The organism is Dyadobacter beijingensis DSM 21582 (genome assembly GCF_000382205.1).
Lineage (GTDB): Bacteria > Bacteroidota > Bacteroidia > Cytophagales > Spirosomataceae > Dyadobacter > Dyadobacter beijingensis.
Map to the genome: position 1 here is coordinate 838,382 of NZ_KB907789.1, position 16,815 is coordinate 855,196.

Annotated in this window: 16 protein-coding genes; 1 reads left to right on the forward strand and 15 read right to left on the reverse strand. The window is 52.0% G+C overall.

The features are described from left to right. Positions 1 to 36: 36 nt before the first annotated feature. Complete coding sequence (gene dnaA, locus H144_RS0122120) at positions 37 to 1,479, reverse strand: chromosomal replication initiator protein DnaA (RefSeq protein WP_084599999.1); 1,443 nt, start codon at positions 1,477 to 1,479, stop codon at positions 37 to 39. A 246-nt stretch (positions 1,480 to 1,725) separates the two neighbouring features. Here dnaA and scpA point away from each other — a divergent pair, with 246 nt between their 5' ends. Beyond that, complete coding sequence (scpA, locus tag H144_RS0122130; protein ID WP_019944301.1) at positions 1,726 to 4,653, forward strand: methylmalonyl-CoA mutase; 2,928 nt, start codon at positions 1,726 to 1,728, stop codon at positions 4,651 to 4,653. Here the strand turns inward: scpA and H144_RS0122135 are convergent. The 14 genes from H144_RS0122135 to flxY form a co-directional block, all read right to left on the reverse strand. Further along, complete coding sequence (locus tag H144_RS0122135) at positions 4,650 to 5,846, reverse strand: beta-ketoacyl-[acyl-carrier-protein] synthase family protein (RefSeq protein WP_019944302.1); 1,197 nt, start codon at positions 5,844 to 5,846, stop codon at positions 4,650 to 4,652. The two genes, scpA and H144_RS0122135, sit on opposite strands and share 4 nt — an antisense overlap. A 6-nt stretch (positions 5,847 to 5,852) precedes the next feature. After that, on the reverse strand, positions 5,853 to 6,119 hold the full coding sequence (locus H144_RS0122140; protein ID WP_019944303.1) for a phosphopantetheine-binding protein: 267 nt from the start codon (positions 6,117 to 6,119) through the stop codon (positions 5,853 to 5,855). A 47-nt stretch (positions 6,120 to 6,166) separates the two neighbouring features. Then, the gene (locus tag H144_RS0122145) at positions 6,167 to 7,444 is read right to left on the reverse strand and encodes an ABC transporter permease (protein WP_019944304.1); all 1,278 of its coding nucleotides are present in this window, start codon (positions 7,442 to 7,444) and stop codon (positions 6,167 to 6,169) included. A gap of 4 nt (positions 7,445 to 7,448) precedes the next feature. Further along, on the reverse strand, positions 7,449 to 8,198 hold the full coding sequence (locus tag H144_RS0122150) for an ABC transporter ATP-binding protein (RefSeq protein ID WP_019944305.1): 750 nt from the start codon (positions 8,196 to 8,198) through the stop codon (positions 7,449 to 7,451). Between the two features lie 11 nt (positions 8,199 to 8,209). After that, the gene (gene darH, locus H144_RS0122155; RefSeq protein WP_019944306.1) at positions 8,210 to 9,241 is read right to left on the reverse strand and encodes a BtrH-related acyltransferase DarH; all 1,032 of its coding nucleotides are present in this window, start codon (positions 9,239 to 9,241) and stop codon (positions 8,210 to 8,212) included. A gap of 4 nt (positions 9,242 to 9,245) precedes the next feature. After that, positions 9,246 to 9,644 carry a flexirubin biosynthesis protein DarG gene (gene DarG, locus H144_RS0122160; protein ID WP_019944307.1) on the reverse strand — a complete coding sequence of 133 codons (399 nt, stop codon included), beginning with the start codon at positions 9,642 to 9,644 and terminating at the stop codon, positions 9,246 to 9,248. Positions 9,645 to 9,700: 56 nt separating this feature from the next. Next, positions 9,701 to 10,843, reverse strand: a complete 1,143-nt coding sequence (darB, locus tag H144_RS0122165; protein ID WP_019944308.1) for a dialkylresorcinol biosynthesis protein DarB — start codon at positions 10,841 to 10,843, stop codon at positions 9,701 to 9,703. Between the two features lie 2 nt (positions 10,844 to 10,845). Continuing rightward, complete coding sequence (locus H144_RS0122170) at positions 10,846 to 11,757, reverse strand: hypothetical protein (RefSeq protein ID WP_019944309.1); 912 nt, start codon at positions 11,755 to 11,757, stop codon at positions 10,846 to 10,848. 28 nt (positions 11,758 to 11,785) lie between these two features. Next, positions 11,786 to 12,262, reverse strand: coding sequence for a hypothetical protein (locus H144_RS0122175; protein WP_019944310.1), 477 nt, complete (start codon positions 12,260 to 12,262; stop codon positions 11,786 to 11,788). A 43-nt stretch (positions 12,263 to 12,305) separates the two neighbouring features. Continuing rightward, positions 12,306 to 13,364 (reverse strand): methyltransferase, encoded by a 1,059-nt coding sequence (locus H144_RS0122180; RefSeq protein WP_019944311.1) that lies wholly within the window; start codon positions 13,362 to 13,364, stop codon positions 12,306 to 12,308. Then, positions 13,361 to 14,101, reverse strand: coding sequence for a YdcF family protein (locus H144_RS0122185; RefSeq protein ID WP_019944312.1), 741 nt, complete (start codon positions 14,099 to 14,101; stop codon positions 13,361 to 13,363). The genes H144_RS0122180 and H144_RS0122185 overlap by 4 nt, the downstream gene beginning before the upstream one ends. A gap of 140 nt (positions 14,102 to 14,241) precedes the next feature. Beyond that, on the reverse strand, positions 14,242 to 14,877 hold the full coding sequence (locus H144_RS0122190; protein ID WP_019944313.1) for a hypothetical protein: 636 nt from the start codon (positions 14,875 to 14,877) through the stop codon (positions 14,242 to 14,244). A gap of 27 nt (positions 14,878 to 14,904) precedes the next feature. Then, positions 14,905 to 15,516 carry a hypothetical protein gene (locus H144_RS0122195; RefSeq protein ID WP_019944314.1) on the reverse strand — a complete coding sequence of 204 codons (612 nt, stop codon included), beginning with the start codon at positions 15,514 to 15,516 and terminating at the stop codon, positions 14,905 to 14,907. Positions 15,517 to 15,550: 34 nt separating this feature from the next. Further along, positions 15,551 to 16,801, reverse strand: coding sequence for a flexirubin biosynthesis putative acyl-CoA ligase FlxY (flxY, locus tag H144_RS0122200; protein ID WP_157505028.1), 1,251 nt, complete (start codon positions 16,799 to 16,801; stop codon positions 15,551 to 15,553). Between the last annotated feature and the right edge of the window lie 14 nt (positions 16,802 to 16,815).

Genomic DNA, 16,815 nt, shown 5'->3' on the forward strand with positions numbered 1-16,815 from the left:
GTTCAGGGGTTGTCCTGAACCTTGATACGACAAAACCTATTTAAAGTAACTGCGAAGTTTCTGCAAAGTTTCTTCCACGTCCGGCGTTTCGTCCATCAGCAGGTTGATGCTCTGGATGGAGTGGATGACCGTACTATGGTCGCGGCCGCCGAAATGGTAACCGATGGATTTAAGCGGCAGATCGGTGTATTCCTTGGCGAGGTACATCGCCAGCTGACGCGGGTACACGACCTCCTTTTTGCGGCTTTTGCTTTTCAGATCGGCCACGGATACCTGGAAATAATCGGCGATGATCTCCTGGATCGTATCGATCGTCACCTCCTTGTCCTCGTTCATCACGATGTTACGGAGGGTATTTTTCGCCAGTTCCACGTCGATATTGCGGCGGGTAAGCGACGCCTGCGCCATCAGCGACACAATCACGCCTTCGAGTTCCCTCACGTTCGAATTCACGCTGTGCGCAATGTATTCGATCACATCATAATCGATCGAAATGCCTTCCGACTGGATTTTCTTCTGGATAATCGCGATACGCGTTTCGAAATCGGGCGCCTGCAAATCGGCGGTGAGGCCCCATTTGAAGCGGGACAGCAAACGGTCCTGCAAGCCCTGGAGTTCACGCGGCGGGCGGTCGCTCGTCATGATGATCTGCTTGCCGAGCTGGTGCAGGTGGTTAAAAATATGGAAGAATGTGTCTTGCGTTTTTTCCTTACCCGACAGGAACTGCACGTCGTCGATCGCGAGCACGTCCACCTTCATGTAGAAGTCGGTAAACTCTTGCAAGGTATTGTTGCGGATGGAGTTGATAAACTGGTTGGTAAACTTCTCGGAAGAAACGTAGAGTACCAGCTTGTTTTCGTAATGGTTGGTGATATAGTTCCCGATCGCCTGCACGAGGTGCGTCTTGCCGAGCCCTACCCCGCCGTACATCATCAGCGGGTTGAACGACGTGAGCCCCGGACGCTGCGCTACCGCGAAACCGGCCGAGCGGGCGAGTCGGTTACAGTCGCCTTCGATGAAATTATCGAACGAATAATTGGGGTTCAGATAGGTATCGAGCGTCAGCGAATCCTGGTCTTTCTCCTTCACGATCGTGCCCATGCGCGGGTCGGTGGCGAAGTTATCCGGTTTGGAATAATTAGGAGATTTCTGGGTTGAGACGTTCATTGTCAGCGGCTGGTGCTTCTCGTTACCGGTGTCGACAATAATGGAATATTCCAATAATCCATCGCGTCCGATCGCGTAATCCAGGGCTTTCCTCAGCAGATTGACATAATTATCTTCCAGCCATTCATAGAAAAACTGGCTCGGAACCTGGATCGTGAGCACCTTACCATAGAGTTTTAAAGGACGAATGGGTTCAAACCACGTCTTAAAACTTTGATCCGGGATATGCTGCTGAATAATCCGCAAGCAAGCATCCCAAACCTGGTCCACCTCTCTATTTGTGCTGATTCTTTCCAATGTATAATTTACCAAACTCTGAGTATCGTAATTCAAAAGGACGGCAAAGATATAAAAATACCTGATCTCTCCAGATGAATCGGATATTCAATTTAATAGCTGCAAGGTGTATCTGCAAACCCAAAAATAAAATGGCGAGCTTTATCGTGTCCAGAAGGTTACAGAAGCGGTTTTGAATTTTTTCAATCCTTTTTTGCATTCCAAAATTTGTAGTTTTGCTAACGGCGCATGCCCCTGAACCTGTCACCAATCCCACGACCCATGTCAGCAAACCTGTTTTCGGAATTCTTTCCTTCGGACAAGTCGGCCTGGGAGGAACTGGCCGCGAAAGAGGTAAAAGGGCGGACAGACCTGCTGGATTCCTGGAAAACGTCGTCGGGGTTGCATTTCAAACCTTACCTGACAGGGGATGACGTAAACTGGAAAGCGGCCGCCGAAATAGCGAAAGCCCAAAAGCGGACACCCGGCTGGCTGAACCTCAACCTGCTGCCCGATTATCAGCTGCCGCCGATCAGTATCAGTACAGGACCTGAGAGCCTGGCGACCGGCGACCCCGTTGCCGAACTCGTCACGCTCGTCTCCGCATTTGCCGACACCATGCTGCAAGCCCCGCAGAATGGCTCCAACTGGTCGGAAACATTCGACCGGGTGTGCATTACCGTGCCCGTCGGCTGCCAGTACCTCACCGAAATCGCCAAATTACGGGCATTGCGTTACCTGTTGCGGAAAGTCGCCAAGACCTTTGATATCCGCGACAGGGCACCGCTCATTCACGGAATTTCCTCGCTCCAGTACGTAGCCGGGCATTCGGATTATACCAACCTCATACGCGCGACCACGCAGGCGATGAGCGCCGTTATCGGCGGGTGTGATGCCATGACGGTGATGCCTTTCGACACCGATAATGCATTAGCTACCCGGCTGGCAAGCCATATTTCCGCTATCCTGGAACATGAGAGCTTCTTTTCGAAAGTAGCCGATCCGGCGGCCGGCTCGTATTTGCTGGAAAGTATGACCCGGCAACTGATCGAAGAGGCCTGGGCGCTGTTTTTACAAAAACATGCCGTTTTCCTGAATGTGCCGGGTAAGATCATACCGGAACCCGCCGGATCGGCTGAGCCTTTCCAGACCGCCGAAGGCATTGCCATCAAACCCATTTACACCGAAACCGACGTCCACGACGCTGCACATCTCGCTTTCGGCGCCGGAATGCCGCCTTACCTGCGCGGGCCTTACGCGAGCATGTACCTGGAACGCCCTTGGACCATACGCCAGTACGCGGGCTTCTCGACCGCGTCGGAGTCCAATGCATTCTACCGCCGTAACCTCGCCGCAGGCCAAAAAGGCCTGTCCGTAGCATTCGACCTCGCAACCCACCGCGGCTACGATTCCGATCACCCGCGCGTTACGGGCGATGTAGGCAAAGCCGGCGTAGCGATCGACACGGTGGAAGACATGAAGGTGCTATTCGACCAGATACCGCTCGACCAGATGTCGGTATCGATGACGATGAATGGCGCCGTCATACCCGTAATGGCCTTTTTTATCGTCGCTGCCGAGGAGCAGGGCGTATTGCCGGACCAACTGACCGGGACGATCCAGAACGACATCCTGAAAGAATTTATGGTCCGGAACACCTACATTTACCCGCCCGGACCATCCATGCGCATTGTGGGTGATATTTTCGCTTATGCCTCGCAGCATATGCCGCGCTTCAATTCCATCAGTATCAGCGGGTACCACATGCACGAAGCGGGTGCACCTGCACATATGGAGCTCGCGTACACGCTTGCGGACGGGCTCGAATACATCCGCACGGGACTCGCCGCCGGCATTGCCATCGACGATTTCGCCCCGCGCCTTTCGTTTTTCTGGGGCATAGGGATGAACCATTTTATGGAAATTGCCAAAATGCGGGCCGGGCGACTGCTTTGGGCTAAAATCGTGAAGCAGTTCAGCCCGCAGAATGAAAAATCGCTGATGCTCCGCACGCATTGCCAGACGAGCGGGTACAGTCTCACCGAGCAGGAGCCATTCAATAACATCGCCCGCACGGCGATCGAAGCAATGGCGGCCGTCATGGGCCACACGCAGTCGCTGCACACCAATTCCTTCGACGAGGCCATCGCATTGCCCACGGATTTTTCGGCGCGCATTGCGCGGGATACACAGCTCTATATCCAACACGAAACCGACCTCTGCAAGGCCGTTGACCCGTGGGGAGGCTCCTATTATGTCGAGTATTTAACCATGCAGCTCGTGGAAAAGGCGTGGGTGCTGATCGAAGAAGTGGAAGCATTGGGCGGCATGACCAGGGCCATCGAAACGGGCCTGCCCAAAATGCGGATCGAGGAGGCAGCAGCCCGCAAGCAGGCCCGCATTGACGCGGGCAAGGAGGTGATTATAGGTGTAAATCAATTTAAAACCGCTGAAAAAACAGCATTCGACATTCTTGAAATCGATAATGCCGCGGTCAGACATGCGCAGGTAGCGAGCCTGGAAGCCATTCGCAGCCGGAGAAATTCCGAAGATGTGCACGCTGCACTGCGACGCATAACCAATGCCTGCAACGCCGCGGGCGGGAAAGATATGGACACAAACTTGCTGGCGCTGGCCGTGGATGCCGCGCGTAAAAGGGCTACATTAGGGGAAATATCCGACGCGATGGAAAAGGAATTCGGGCGTTACCAATCTACTATACGATCTGTTTCCGGCGTTTACCGGGCGGAGGCTTCCGAGGACGAAAACTTCCGGAAAGCTCGTGAGATGTCCGATGCATTTGCCGCAATGGAGGGCCGCAGACCGCGCATGATGGTTGCCAAGATGGGCCAGGACGGCCACGACCGGGGGGCGAAAGTAATCGCCACCAGCTTCGCCGACCTCGGTTTCGACGTCGACATCGCGCCGCTGTTCCAGACGCCGCAGGAAGTGGCTTTGCAGGCCATTGAAAACGACGTGCACATCGTTGGCGCGTCGAGCCTTGCCGCCGGGCACAAAACGCTTATTCCCGAGCTGATCGCCGCATTGAAGGAACTTGGAAGGGGCGATATAATGGTCATCGCCGGCGGCGTGATCCCGCAGCAGGACTATGATTTTTTATACAATGCTGGCGTGAAAGGTATTTTTGGCCCCGGAACAGTGATTTCAGTGGCCGCACAGGAGATTCTTACCAAGCTGATGGAAGATTAATTTACACCCGCAAAAACCAGCGAAGTACAGTTCCCACCGAAACCGAAAGAATTGGAAAGCACGTAATTCAGGGTATAGTTGCCCTGAAAAGCGGTTACAGGCGCATTTTCGCTTCCGTTAATGGGTTCGCTCACATTCAGGCTCGGGAACAACTCGCCATTTGCAATACCGAGAATGCTGAAAATAGCTTCCACAGCCCCGGCTGCACCCAGTGTATGCCCCGTGAACGATTTGGTAGAACTGTAAGGCGGCATTACCTCAAACAATTCCCCCATTCCGAAAAACTCCACCTGATCGTTGTTCTGCGTACCGGTCCCGTGCGCATTTACGTAGCCGATCTGCCCTGGCGTAATGCCTGCGGAACGGATGGCCTCGTGCATGCAACGGATGGCGCCCGTGGCTTCGTCGGACATGGCAGAAGGGTGGTGCGCATCATTGGCGTTACCAAAGCCGGCGACTTCGGCGTATATTTTTTTCCCGGCCGTGAGTTCTTCCGCTTCCAGTACGAGGTATGCCGCGCCTTCGCCGAGGTTTAGACCGTTGCGGTTCATGTCGAACGGTTTGCAGGGAGCGTCCGAGAGTATCTTCAATGCATTGAAACCATTGACCGTGTATTTGGCCAGACTGTCCACGCCGCCAACAATGGCCCGTTTCACCCGCCCGGAGCGGATCAGCCGGGCACCGAGCATTATCGCATTCGCGGACGACGAGCAAGCCGTGTTAATGGTGTCGGTAAAACCTTTGATGCGGTACCGCTTGATGAGTTTCAGGGTATGCGCCGAGCAGCCGTAGGATTCGAGGTATTCGGAGCCTTCCGACTTGTGGTTGGCATCTTCGTACAACTGGTCGGTGAGGCACATGCCGCCTACCGTGCTGGCGGAAATAAGCGCGGTATCCAGCGAAGAAAGCTGCCCCAAAGTAAGCCCGGCATCAGTGATGGCTTCCGTGAAAGCCTTGTCCGCCAGCAGGCACGTACGCGTGTAACCTTCCGCGGATTCGAGGCCCTGCGCGGCTTTCAGCGCTTCATTGCTCATCCGCACCTCGCCGAACGGCAGCTGCGACGCGTAAAGCGATTCAAACCAGGCCACTTTACCAATCCCCGAACGTCCCGCACGCAGGCTTTCGTGATTTTCGCGCACATTGTTGCCAATGGCGGAAATCATGCCCATACCGGTCACCAGCACCCTTCCCATCGAAAATTAAGCAGCTTTTGTATTGGCGAGAATGTACTCGGCCATGTGATTTACATCGACGAGGATTTTGCGCCCCTCAGCCGGATTGGTGATCTTAATACCATACTCGCGTTCAAGCAGCACCACGAGTTCCAGCGAATCGATGGAATCGAGCCCCAGATCGCCGCCGAAAAGCGGTTCGTCGTCTTTGATGTCGGCAGGGTTAATGTCGAGCAGGTTCAGGTATTGTACAATTTGCCCTTTAAGAATGGGCTTCAAGCTTTCTATGTCCATATTGATTTGTTATTCGCTCTCAAAGTAAGTCGGGCGCTTCTTCAAACTTAAATAATTCTTTCTAACCGTAACTTAAAATATGTTCCAAGTTGACAAAACACGATAAAAATGCCCAGAAATGCGAATACCGCCCGCAAATCCTGCCAGCTCCCACCTTTGAGGAACAGCACGTAAAACCCTTCGAGGCACCAGTGCAGGGGTGAAAAATTGCTGAAAAACTGCATGAAACCCGGCATCACGAACGTCGGTACCAATATGCCCCCTATTGCCCCGAAAATGATGATCGAAATGGCGCCGAATCCATTCGCCTGCTGCTCCGTTTTGGCAAATGCGCCGATCATTAAAGCATAACTCACGGCGGCCATACTGCTGATGAAAATCACGGCGATCGTGGCGACGACATTGTCGGGCACGCTCAATTTCGGCAGGCCGAGTTTGGGTAAAATCCAGATCCCCATCGAGAAGGTGAGCGCCACCTGCAATGCGGCTACGACCACGTACACCGCCATTTTACTGAACATAACCACCATGAATGTCGTAGGCATGGTTTTCAGCCGGAGGAAACTGCCGTTCACACGCTCTTTCACGATATTGCTGCCGAGCGATACCACCATGAAAAACATGGCGAAAATCGTCCAGGCAGGTACATTATGCTGGGTGGAATTGGGAATGGCCGTGGAATTATTGTTCCGCGCCACGATCTGATCGATGCCCACGCGGTTGGAAATCATCTTGTCTTTGAGCTTCGCCGAGCGTTCGGCAATGTCCATATTGGCGTACATCCGGTCGATCATCAGGGAATTTTCGATCACGCTCATGTACGACTGGATCACGCTCATGACCGAGTAGCTGTAATTTTCCTGCAAAACGGGATCGTTGTAAAATGCCAGCCTCGGCATCGACACCTTCTCGCGCGCCGTGGTATCATGTTCCAGGCCGAGATCGTCCATCAGAATGCTGCTCACATCTTCCGCATTACTTTCCAATCCGGCCGAAAACGTCGCCGGAATGTACAATGCGATCATTTTTCCCCGTGCCAGCAGCTCCGATTTCAACGATTCCTGCGGGATGCCATCCTGCGAGTCGATTTTGAAAAGCCCCGATTTTTTCAGCAAATCGACAAGCTTAACACCTTCTTTACCCTCGTCCTGGTTCACGACCAGCAGTGGTATCTGGTTCTCGTTCACCATTTTATAGGCACTATCCTGAATAATGGTAATGATAAAAACCAGCAGCAGGGGCATCAGGAACATCAAAGTCAGCCCTACCTTGTCGTTCAGGAGCAGGAGCAGTTCTTTGCGTAACGATGAATATAATTTGAACATAAGCTTAATCGCGGTACTCTTCGCCGGTGAGGTTGATGAACAATGTTTGCAGGTTATCTACACCGTGCGCGGTTTTCAATGCCTGCAAATCACCTGCTGCAATAACCTTTCCATGGTCGATCAGCGCGATATTTTTACAAAATTCCTCCGCCTCCGACATATGGTGCGAAGTATAAATGATGGTCGTTCCCCCCTCGTTGAGCTGCTGCAAATAACGGATAATGGCATTGCGGCTCTGCACGTCCACGCCTACCGTCGGCTCGTCGAGAAACAGGATATCCGGCTCGTGAATAATGCCGATGGCCAGGTTTACGCGGCGTTTCATACCGCCCGAAAACGTCCCTACCTTTTTGTCGCCCGCCTTTTCGAGTCCCAGCACTTCGAGCAAATGCTCGCGCCGCTCTTCCAGCCGTGTTTTGGAAAGATTGTACATCGCCCCGAAGTAGTCGAGGTTCTGGCGGGGCGTAAGTTCCTGGTAAAACGCATATTCCTGCGGAACAAACCCGACGCGGCTCTTGCGTTCATAATCTGAATAAGGCGTGCCGTTGCCAAAAAACCGCACATTTCCGGAACTAACAGGGATAATACCGCAGAGAATGGAGATCAGCGTCGTTTTGCCTGCGCCGTTTGGCCCCAGCAAACCGAACACGTCCGACTGCACGACGTCCAGCGAAACGTCGGAAAGGCTATCCTCCTGGGCGGATTTGTAGCGCTTATAAACTTCCCGGACCTCAATGCACACGTTATCCGTCATATCCACGCCGCTTACCTGCCCAGCTTCAAGCGGGAAAGTTTTTCAAATGCCTCTTTTTCAACCAGACGGATATCCAGCATCATATCGGCGATTTCTTCAAAATCCTTCTGCTCCGTGAGGCGCCCTTTGTACACGCCGGCCATTTTAATGGCGCTGGCTCGCCACATATCGCCCGCTTTCGTGAAGTCCTCGGAGATATTCGCCACGCGGTCGTCCTGCAAATAGGCTGCGGCCTCTTCCAGGAAAGCCCCGTACAAAAAGCGGAAGCCCCCGCCGCCCGTACCGATCTCCTCCTGCATCCGCACGATCTGGCCCAGATAAAGGCTCGCTTTGCGCAAGCCCAGTTTATCCCGCCATTTGCGGACGTGGTTGGACGTGTGCCGGATGCCGTTCACACCCGCGAAATTGCCGGGAATGCGCAGCATATCCCGCACATTGCGCCGGATACCCGACACGACCCCCTTCCGGATCATGTCGTCGGTGATCGGTTTTATTTTTTCGGGGAAATAAATATGACCCTTGGGAGCGAGCGGGCCCTGCGCAAATCGCACGCGGGAGAGCTCTTCTTTCGAGAGCGAAGTCACGTCTTCCATGACGGGGTCGCTGATGAGATAGCGGCCGTCTTCCTCTCCGAAAACGATGAGGTTATGGGCGTTGAAATGGAAGCGGTATTCTTTGGGAAAATAAGTGAGGTGAAAAACCCCCACCTGGCAGCCCACGGGTGCGCCTTCCTTCACTTTCTGGTCCAGAAATGCTTCGGCGGCGGCTGGGTTCGAGAATTTCTTGCGCGTTACCTCCACGCCGAGCGACTTGCAGGTGCGTTTGAAAATCGCACCGGGCATCGTCCGGAAGGAGATCGCCGGGCCGTTGTTGACCGTCAGAAAGGGAATTTGTATGTAAAACAGGCCGGACCCCATCCCGAACGCCAGCGGCTCGGTCATGAAATCGAGACCGTGGTAGCGCAGCAATGCGGTGGTCACCCCGTTTTCGCAATGGGCCGTTTGTACGTGGCGGAACGCATCCGTTTGACTGTCAATATTCACTGGATCAACCTTTAAAATTTTTCAACTCGCTCACAGTAATGTCGAAAGCCCTGGCGTATTTTTCCAGCTTCCTTTCGCTCAGATCTTTGAAAACGGATGGTTTGAAGTGTCTTTTGATAAAAAACGGGAAGAAACCCGTGTAGCCTGCCAGGACCGACAAATCCATCAGGCGAAGTTCCATAAAATAGTATACCGGGCTTTTCTCGCCGTTCGCTACCGCTTTCCGCGCATCTTCCACCCGCTCGTTCACCTCCTCCCAGGCACTGTCCAGCGCCTGCTTTTTGATATCCCAACCTTTGCTCAACGCGGTTTCGTACTTGCCATCGTCGTTCTTGACGTAGCACACTTCCCGGGTAAATTTGGCGAGCGCGCCGGGGTCTTGCGGAAGATCCTCCTTTTTCATGGTGATGGGCAGCTTTTTGATGGTTTACGATAACGGTGCGCAGGCTCCGATGCCGGTCAGCACACGGTCAGCAGGCAGAACATGTATGAAAAGCGCGAGCTTTCCGGCACTGCAAGCAGTATTTTTTCGCCCTTTTTCAAAGCCCCGCTGTTGAATACCTCTTCCAGCATCATGTAAATGGACGCCGCACCTACGTTTCCTTTCGTCACGAGGTTGGTGTACCATTTCTCCTTGGGGACCGGCATGCCGTTTTCCTTGAAAAATTCGTCGATTTTGGCTTCGAAGAAATAGCTGGACAAATGCGGCAGGAAATAGCTCACGTCGTCCATTGTTATTCCTTTCTTAGCCATAATATCCCTGAGCTTGGCGAAACCCAATTTAACAATTTTTTCGCCCAATAGCTTCACATCCTGCTTGATACTGAAAACGGACTGGTCCTGGATTTCTTCTGCTGTGAAATCTTTGTAGCTTTTCAAAGTGCCGTCTTCCAGCTTGTCCGCGCCCATGTACATACACGCTTCCACCTCATTCGCGTAGGAACAGCCTTCGATCCAGTCTATTTTCAATGAAATCCCTTCCTGGTTAGGGGCCGACTCCACGAGAAATGCACCCGCACCGTCGGAAAGCATCCAACGCAGAAAGTCCTTTTCGAATGCGAGATACGGGTTCTTTTCCAGCTTGACGAGCTGCTGTACCTCGTCCTCGAACTGGTCGGCACGCAGCACAGTCGACAAGCGCTCGGAGGCACAGGAAACCGCCTTTTGCTTCTCGCCCAGCTTCACGGCCATGTACGCGTATTTGAATGCATGCATCCCCGCGCAGCACACGCCCGAGGGCGAAACCACTTCTATCGACCCGGTCTCGGGCAGGTTGCCGTGCACCATCGAACCGTGCGATGGCATCAGCTGGTCGGGACTTGACGTGGCGCAGCTCAGCAAGTCCATTTCGCCGATTTCTGCCGGGTTGTTTTTGAACAGGTCCTTGATAGCCAGCGCCGCCATTTCTGCATTGGTATGCGTGGGGGTACCGTCTTTGCGAAGCGCGTAATACCTGTTTTTAATGCCATTATTGCGTAGAACAATGGCTTTTGACTTGGATGGTTTTCCGTTGATGTATCCTAAATATTCTTCCATTTCCTCATTGGAAACAGACTCATTCGGTAAAAATTTGGCAATCCTGGTAATATATGCTTCTGACATTATCATTTGGTTTCTACACCACAAAAATATTCTTTTTTCTTCTTAATCGCATTGGCGGTAAATGGCGCGATCAGCAACCGGTACGCCGTCACCAATACCGGCGCCACCATAAAAAGAGCTACCAGCAGGTAGTACTTGAAAAATCCGACGAGCCGTTTCCGCTTTTCGGGCGTGGTACCTTTCGTTTTGATCAGGTTGGCCCAGATCCTGAATAGCTTCTTCGCCCTTCCTTCGATGAAAAGGATGTCGGTAGGTATGGTAATCAGGCCCGTGGACATGATTTCTGTCTGCAAACCGGCGTATTCACGCTTATCGAATGCTCTTTTGACGATCGCCCCGAATCGCGAAGCGCTGCGGATGTCTTCGTCGCTCACGCCGGGCTTAGGGAAAATGCCCCATTTGCGGTCTTTACGGCCCGTAAGCATCCAATGCAGGATAGTTACGGCGCTGACGAGGTTTGAAACGCGGTCCATCAGCGGGATATTGCCTACCAGCCTGCCGCCGGCATCGGCAATGAGCTTTTTGATGCTCTCCTGCGAATTGAGCCACATATTCCGGCCGCCTATTACGGTCACGATCGGCGTTCCTCCACCAGCCAGACGTTTAAAAGCCTGACTTTTTAAAAACGACGTAACGGGCAGCGAAGGCGACAAAAACCAAGGCTGGTAACCGAGTACGATGAGGTCGTATTTTTCGGCTCCAAAATGCAGTGGTTGCAGCTCAATGGGGTCCTCCTGCACGCATTCGGGCATTTTATCGAAAAACTCGTCGGTAGTCCAGGGAAATACAAAAGGTTTTGCAGGGAAAATTTCCAGTCGCTCTATCGTCTCAGGCGCGAACGGTTGCAGGAACTGATCGATGATTTCATTTAACTGACCTGATTGAGAATAGTTTACGACTAAAATATTTTTCATTGGGGTGCAAATTCCTGTTAATGCATTCCTATTTGAGATCCGAACCTTTCAACACCTTCGAATCCTTCGCATAATCGGCGATGACGTTTTTCAGGTGGGCGTCGAGCTTGTCGTAGCCCGAAACGACCGCCTGTTTGTCGGCATCTATTTCCTTATTGTATTTCAAAATTCCCGGCGCGTGCTCCTGTATCGCGAGGCGCAGGAAACGGAACTCGGTATTATCGGGGTGGCTGTTGATCTCGTCTTCGAGCAATTGCACACCCTTTTTGAAGGTCTTGACTTTCCCTCCTACCCCTTTCACAAAACCGGCCTTTTTCATCGTCAGAGCGCCTTTGTAGGCATTCACCTTCGGGGTCGATTTTTCGGTTTCGAGTTTCGCAAGCACGCGGTCTATGGATTCCTCTTCCCCGCTCGAAAATGCCTTGTAATATGCTCCCTTATCGACCTGCGCACGGGCCGCAAACGTCAGCGCACATGCCAGGAAAACCATCAAAAACCGCTTCATAACAATCGATATTTACGCATTCAGTATGTAAAAGGATCGGGCACTACGCCTTTTTCCTGCATTCCAGAATCGTATGGTAACTGTCGCCGATCAACGGATACGTTTCAACCACCTCGAAACCAGCCTGGCAGACCAGCTCCTTCATCACCCCGATCCGGTACATTTTGCTATTGCCGTTGGCCATAATTGTAAAATACAAAGATGTAGCCACCAGGCTATAATGTGCAGCAGGATAATTCTGGTTATCAAAAAATGGTTCCAGAATGAACACCGTCGTGTTTTCCGAAGCCGCCTGAAAGGCATTTTCCAGGATCGCAACGATCTGTTCTTTGGAAAAACAGTCGAGAAACTGGCTCATCCAGATCACATCGGCGCCCTGCGGGATTTTTTGCGTCGTATCAAGCAGGTTTATCGCGTGAAAATCGATGCGGTCGAGCAGGCCGCGTTCCGTGGCGTTGGCTTTCGCGACATTGAGCTGCACCGGCAGATCGAGTATTTTAATCCTCACATCCGGATCGTGGTCACAGCACGCGAAAGACCATTTCCCGGTATTCCCGCCGATATCGAACAGCGTTTTCGGTTTCTTGGCAAACACGATTTTCAGCGCCTCGGGAAATGCATTGTCGGAATAATAATGGTCGAACTCGAACCAGGAGGTTTTCGCGGGTTCGGGCAGGATCGAAAGGCCTTCGTAGATAGTCGGCCAGTTGCCGAGCTCTTTCAGGCCCTCGGGTTTGCCGTTTACGATGCTTTCGGTCATGTGGCTTGCTCCGAGGTAACACACGTCTTTCATGAAATTCATGTTCACGCGGGTCATTTCGTCTTTCAAAAGGAAGAAGCCGATCTTGCTGATTTTGACGATATCGTTCTCTATTTCCACCACGCCCAGGATTTCCGCCGCTTCCAGCAAAAGGGTCACGCCGTATTCCGAGACATTCACATTTTCGATAATCCTGGCAATGCTGACGCCCTTGCGATTTTCACTGATGTACTGTAAAATGCCCAGGTCCCTCAGCGCCACCACCGATTGAAAGTACATCGGGCCAAAGGCTATCTTCTGTGCTTCATACTTGGCTTCAATAGCCGACAATTCTTTTTTCATTGTACGCTTTTATTGTTCCCTGTTTGTTCGGAAGAGGGTATCATCCGGTCCTTGTATTTTCTTCTGTATTTAGCTTTTTTCAAATCCTCTTCATGCCAGACGATGTACTTGCCCATCGTACCGCGGAAGCGCTTGAAAAACCCTTCCTTGTCCGACAACTTCACAAAACCTTCCTTCACCAACGCGTTGCTATGGTCGGCCTTCGGCTCGTATACGTTGATCGTCTTCACGGTATCGATTACCGTCGGCAGCAGGCCAATCGGAAGCTCATACTTTTTGATGAACTTCTTCATATAGCTCGTCTGAATAGGATCTGTGGAAAGCGCAATTTTTGAAAACCCGAGGTCTTTTGCAAGGCGGTAGGAATAATACACGTTTTCCGTGCTGTGCTGGGCCTTTTCTTCGGTAAACAAATGCTCCCGCGGAATGCCGAGCGCCTCGGCGTAGTTGGCCATCACACGCGCCTCGATGTAGGGTGTAGCTACGGCGCCTCCGGAAAAAATCACGTTTTTAGTATAACCCTTGGAATAAAGGTAATAGGCCCAATGGATGCGCAGCTGGTGCACCATGTCCCATTTCTGGCCGTTGTAGGGGAAACCCGGGACGATAATCGCGTCATATGGAGCCTCTTTCGCGCCTTTCGTGAAGGCTTTTGCCGCCGAACGGTAGAGCATTTTACCGCAACTGGTAAACAGCAGACAGACGATCAGCAGGAAAAACGAGTTGGCTATGCGCACGATGATGGGTTAGCGGGTTTTAAACAGTAAGCTGTGAACGTTCACCAAACTCAGGCAAACAGATCACAGCTTACAAAAGAATGATATATGGTATCGGTAACTAGTCTGAGCTCTAAAAATAAGCAATTCTCTTCACTTTACTAAGCTTTGAACGATTTGCTCCATTTCTTGTAGAGGCTCTTGTCGATTTCCTGGTTGATCTTGTAAACGCCCCCGGCCCAGTAATTGCGGAATCCGAACCCGCCCGCTTTGCCTTCCACTTTCTCCGTATGGATCACCTTTTTCGTAGCAAGGTCGATGAACGTTACCCAGGCGATCAGCTTCTCGGCACTCTTATTCAGGCTTTCCACCACGTACACGACGCCGATGCCTTCTTTCTCGCTCAATGCATATTTGGCCACCGATTTTTTCACCTGGTCTTCGGTAATGCTGTATTCGTCGTCGGTAATGTTTTTCTCGACATTCACCGCTTTATTCAGCTTCACCATGTCCTCCACTTTCGACTTGTACTGGTCGTCTTTCAGGTTGAATGCTTTTTGCAAAGAGAATTTCTTCGGTTCAAGCTCGATAAGGTTGTTCCAGCTTACGATATGCTGATTTTGAATGGCTTGCGCATCCATAAAACCTGCTTTACCAATGTATTTGGCCTGCGTAAAATCGAGTCCGAGAAATACGAGCTTCGTCTTGCCGGCCAGGAGGTCGGCCATGGTGTTGTCGGCCGACGCGATTGTCGCCGCATTGAACAACACGAATGCGATGAGTAATAACTTTTTCATAACGGGAAGTAATTTGGAACGGTTGATTTATTTCAGCTTTTTCTCGATAAATGCCGCCAGCGACTTTCCTGCTTTGGCATAAGATTCCGCAATGCGGGTGCCTGTATCGAAGTCGAAACCGGCAAACTGGCCGCCCGGCACATTCCGCATCGCGATTTCTGCGGCTTTGGATTTGCCGGCCGATTCCACCAGGTCGATTTCGAAGTCAACATACGCATTTTTGCGCATAACGCCCACGTTGAAGCCCGGCTCGACGAACTTCGTTTTCACGACCAAAGTATACTGCGCATCGGGGCGGTTCTTCACGACCATAATGCCTTTATCCTCCAAACCTTTGTTGAACAGCTCTTCAAACTTCGGCTCGTAGCGGTTCTGGCGGTCGTCTACCCAGGCTTTTTTCCAGGTATCACCTTTACCGGCTTCCTTGGCATTGTACTCGGCGGATTTCTTATCTAAATACTCCTGCTCGGTCGCAAATTTGCCAACCCCGAAGTCGGAATAATCGTAGGTGACATTCACGGTTTTCTGGCCCGCCAGCACGCTTACATCACCAGAACGGAGATCGACACGCTGCGCAACGGCTGCATCTGCGGCGAGGAACGTAATCGCCATTACAGACGCATAAATAAACTTTTTCATGACAGTAATTTTATTTTAAATGGTAACAGAGGCGTCAAATATAGATCAATTTTTCAGGTTTGCGTTTCTCCTGTTTGTAGATCCGGAAAGTTAGTTCTTCAGCGGTTACGAAAGTTAATGCAGGCGAAACGCGGAGCCGCGATTTGAACAAAGAATGCATATTTTCCTTGAATGCGGAGGTCTGCAGCTGCATCGGAAGCACGACGGTAATCTCGTCGTTTCCAAACTCGTTTTTAGATACGACTACCTGGTACAAATCGATTTCTTTCACCGCATCCAGCACATCGAACAATGCCGGTGGAAAAATGGTAGTGCCTTTGAATTTGATCATTTGCTGCTTCCGCCCCACGACCGGTCCCAGGCGCGGGCTCGTACGCCCGCATGCACAGGGCTCGTGGTAAACGTGGCACAGGTCGCCGGTTTTGTAGCGCAGCAGCGGCACGCCCTCCACACCCAGCGTAGTGATCACTACTTCGCCCAATTCACCACTTTTGACCGCCTTACCTTCGTCGTCCACCACTTCCAGGATCAGCAGATCGGGGTTCAAGTGGCCGCCTTTGCCTTCACTGCATTCCGTAAACGCAGCGCCCATTTCAGTGGACGCGTAGGTTGAGTACAGTTTGACGTCCCATTGCTCGGTAATGCGCTTGCCGAGTTCGTTGTAGGTAAAATCCGGGTTACGGATCGGCTCCCCGATGCAAATGATGGATTTAATGGTCGAGGCGCGAAAATCGATATCGTTCGCGATCGCATAATCGATCAGCCGCGGGATAAATGAAGGGATCGCGATGATCACTGTCGGCGAAAACCGCTGGATCGACTCCCATTGCAGGAACGGCGCTCCCGGGCCTACGCGGATCATGCCCGCGCCCATCTTGCGCGCGCCCATCCAGTAAGCGAGACCGGCCATAAAGCGCCGGTCGATGGTGGTCATGAGCTGGTAAATATCGCTTTCCGTGCCCCCGGCGCATTGAAACGACTGTGCTTCGTTGGTAGCAAGCCTCTCCACGTCCGCATCAGTCAGATAGAATGCGACCGGATCGCTTAATGTACCGGAAGTCGTCACAAAGTCGGTAATGCGGCTTTTGGGTACGCACAGGAAATCGTCATTGTATTGCGCGAGGTCGTCTTTGGTCGTAAATGGCAGCTGCGCGAGGTCGTCCACCGTTTTGATCGCATCGACATTGATATGATGCTCGCGGAAAATGCGCTTATAGTAATTGGAATAATTGGAAACGTGCAATAAAAGCTGTTGCAGCGCATGTTTCTGGGTTTCAGGATTCATGGCCATTAAAAGTT

What these genes read in the sequence shown, in the direction of transcription:
- scpA (WP_019944301.1), top strand. Translation starts at nt 1,726, where the DNA reads ATGTCAGCAAACCTGTTTTCGGAATTCTTTCCTTCGGACAAGTCGGCC.
- H144_RS0122135 (WP_019944302.1), bottom strand. Translation starts at nt 5,846, where the DNA reads ATGGGAAGGGTGCTGGTGACCGGTATGGGCATGATTTCCGCCATTGGC.
- H144_RS0122140 (WP_019944303.1), bottom strand. Translation starts at nt 6,119, where the DNA reads ATGGACATAGAAAGCTTGAAGCCCATTCTTAAAGGGCAAATTGTACAA.
- H144_RS0122145 (WP_019944304.1), bottom strand. Translation starts at nt 7,444, where the DNA reads ATGTTCAAATTATATTCATCGTTACGCAAAGAACTGCTCCTGCTCCTG.
- H144_RS0122150 (WP_019944305.1), bottom strand. Translation starts at nt 8,198, where the DNA reads ATGACGGATAACGTGTGCATTGAGGTCCGGGAAGTTTATAAGCGCTAC.
- DarG (WP_019944307.1), bottom strand. Translation starts at nt 9,644, where the DNA reads ATGAAAAAGGAGGATCTTCCGCAAGACCCCGGCGCGCTCGCCAAATTT.
- darB (WP_019944308.1), bottom strand. Translation starts at nt 10,843, where the DNA reads ATGTCAGAAGCATATATTACCAGGATTGCCAAATTTTTACCGAATGAG.
- H144_RS0122170 (WP_019944309.1), bottom strand. Translation starts at nt 11,757, where the DNA reads ATGAAAAATATTTTAGTCGTAAACTATTCTCAATCAGGTCAGTTAAAT.
- H144_RS0122175 (WP_019944310.1), bottom strand. Translation starts at nt 12,262, where the DNA reads ATGAAGCGGTTTTTGATGGTTTTCCTGGCATGTGCGCTGACGTTTGCG.
- H144_RS0122180 (WP_019944311.1), bottom strand. Translation starts at nt 13,364, where the DNA reads ATGAAAAAAGAATTGTCGGCTATTGAAGCCAAGTATGAAGCACAGAAG.
- H144_RS0122190 (WP_019944313.1), bottom strand. Translation starts at nt 14,877, where the DNA reads ATGAAAAAGTTATTACTCATCGCATTCGTGTTGTTCAATGCGGCGACA.
- H144_RS0122195 (WP_019944314.1), bottom strand. Translation starts at nt 15,516, where the DNA reads ATGAAAAAGTTTATTTATGCGTCTGTAATGGCGATTACGTTCCTCGCC.
- flxY (WP_157505028.1), bottom strand. Translation starts at nt 16,801, where the DNA reads ATGAATCCTGAAACCCAGAAACATGCGCTGCAACAGCTTTTATTGCAC.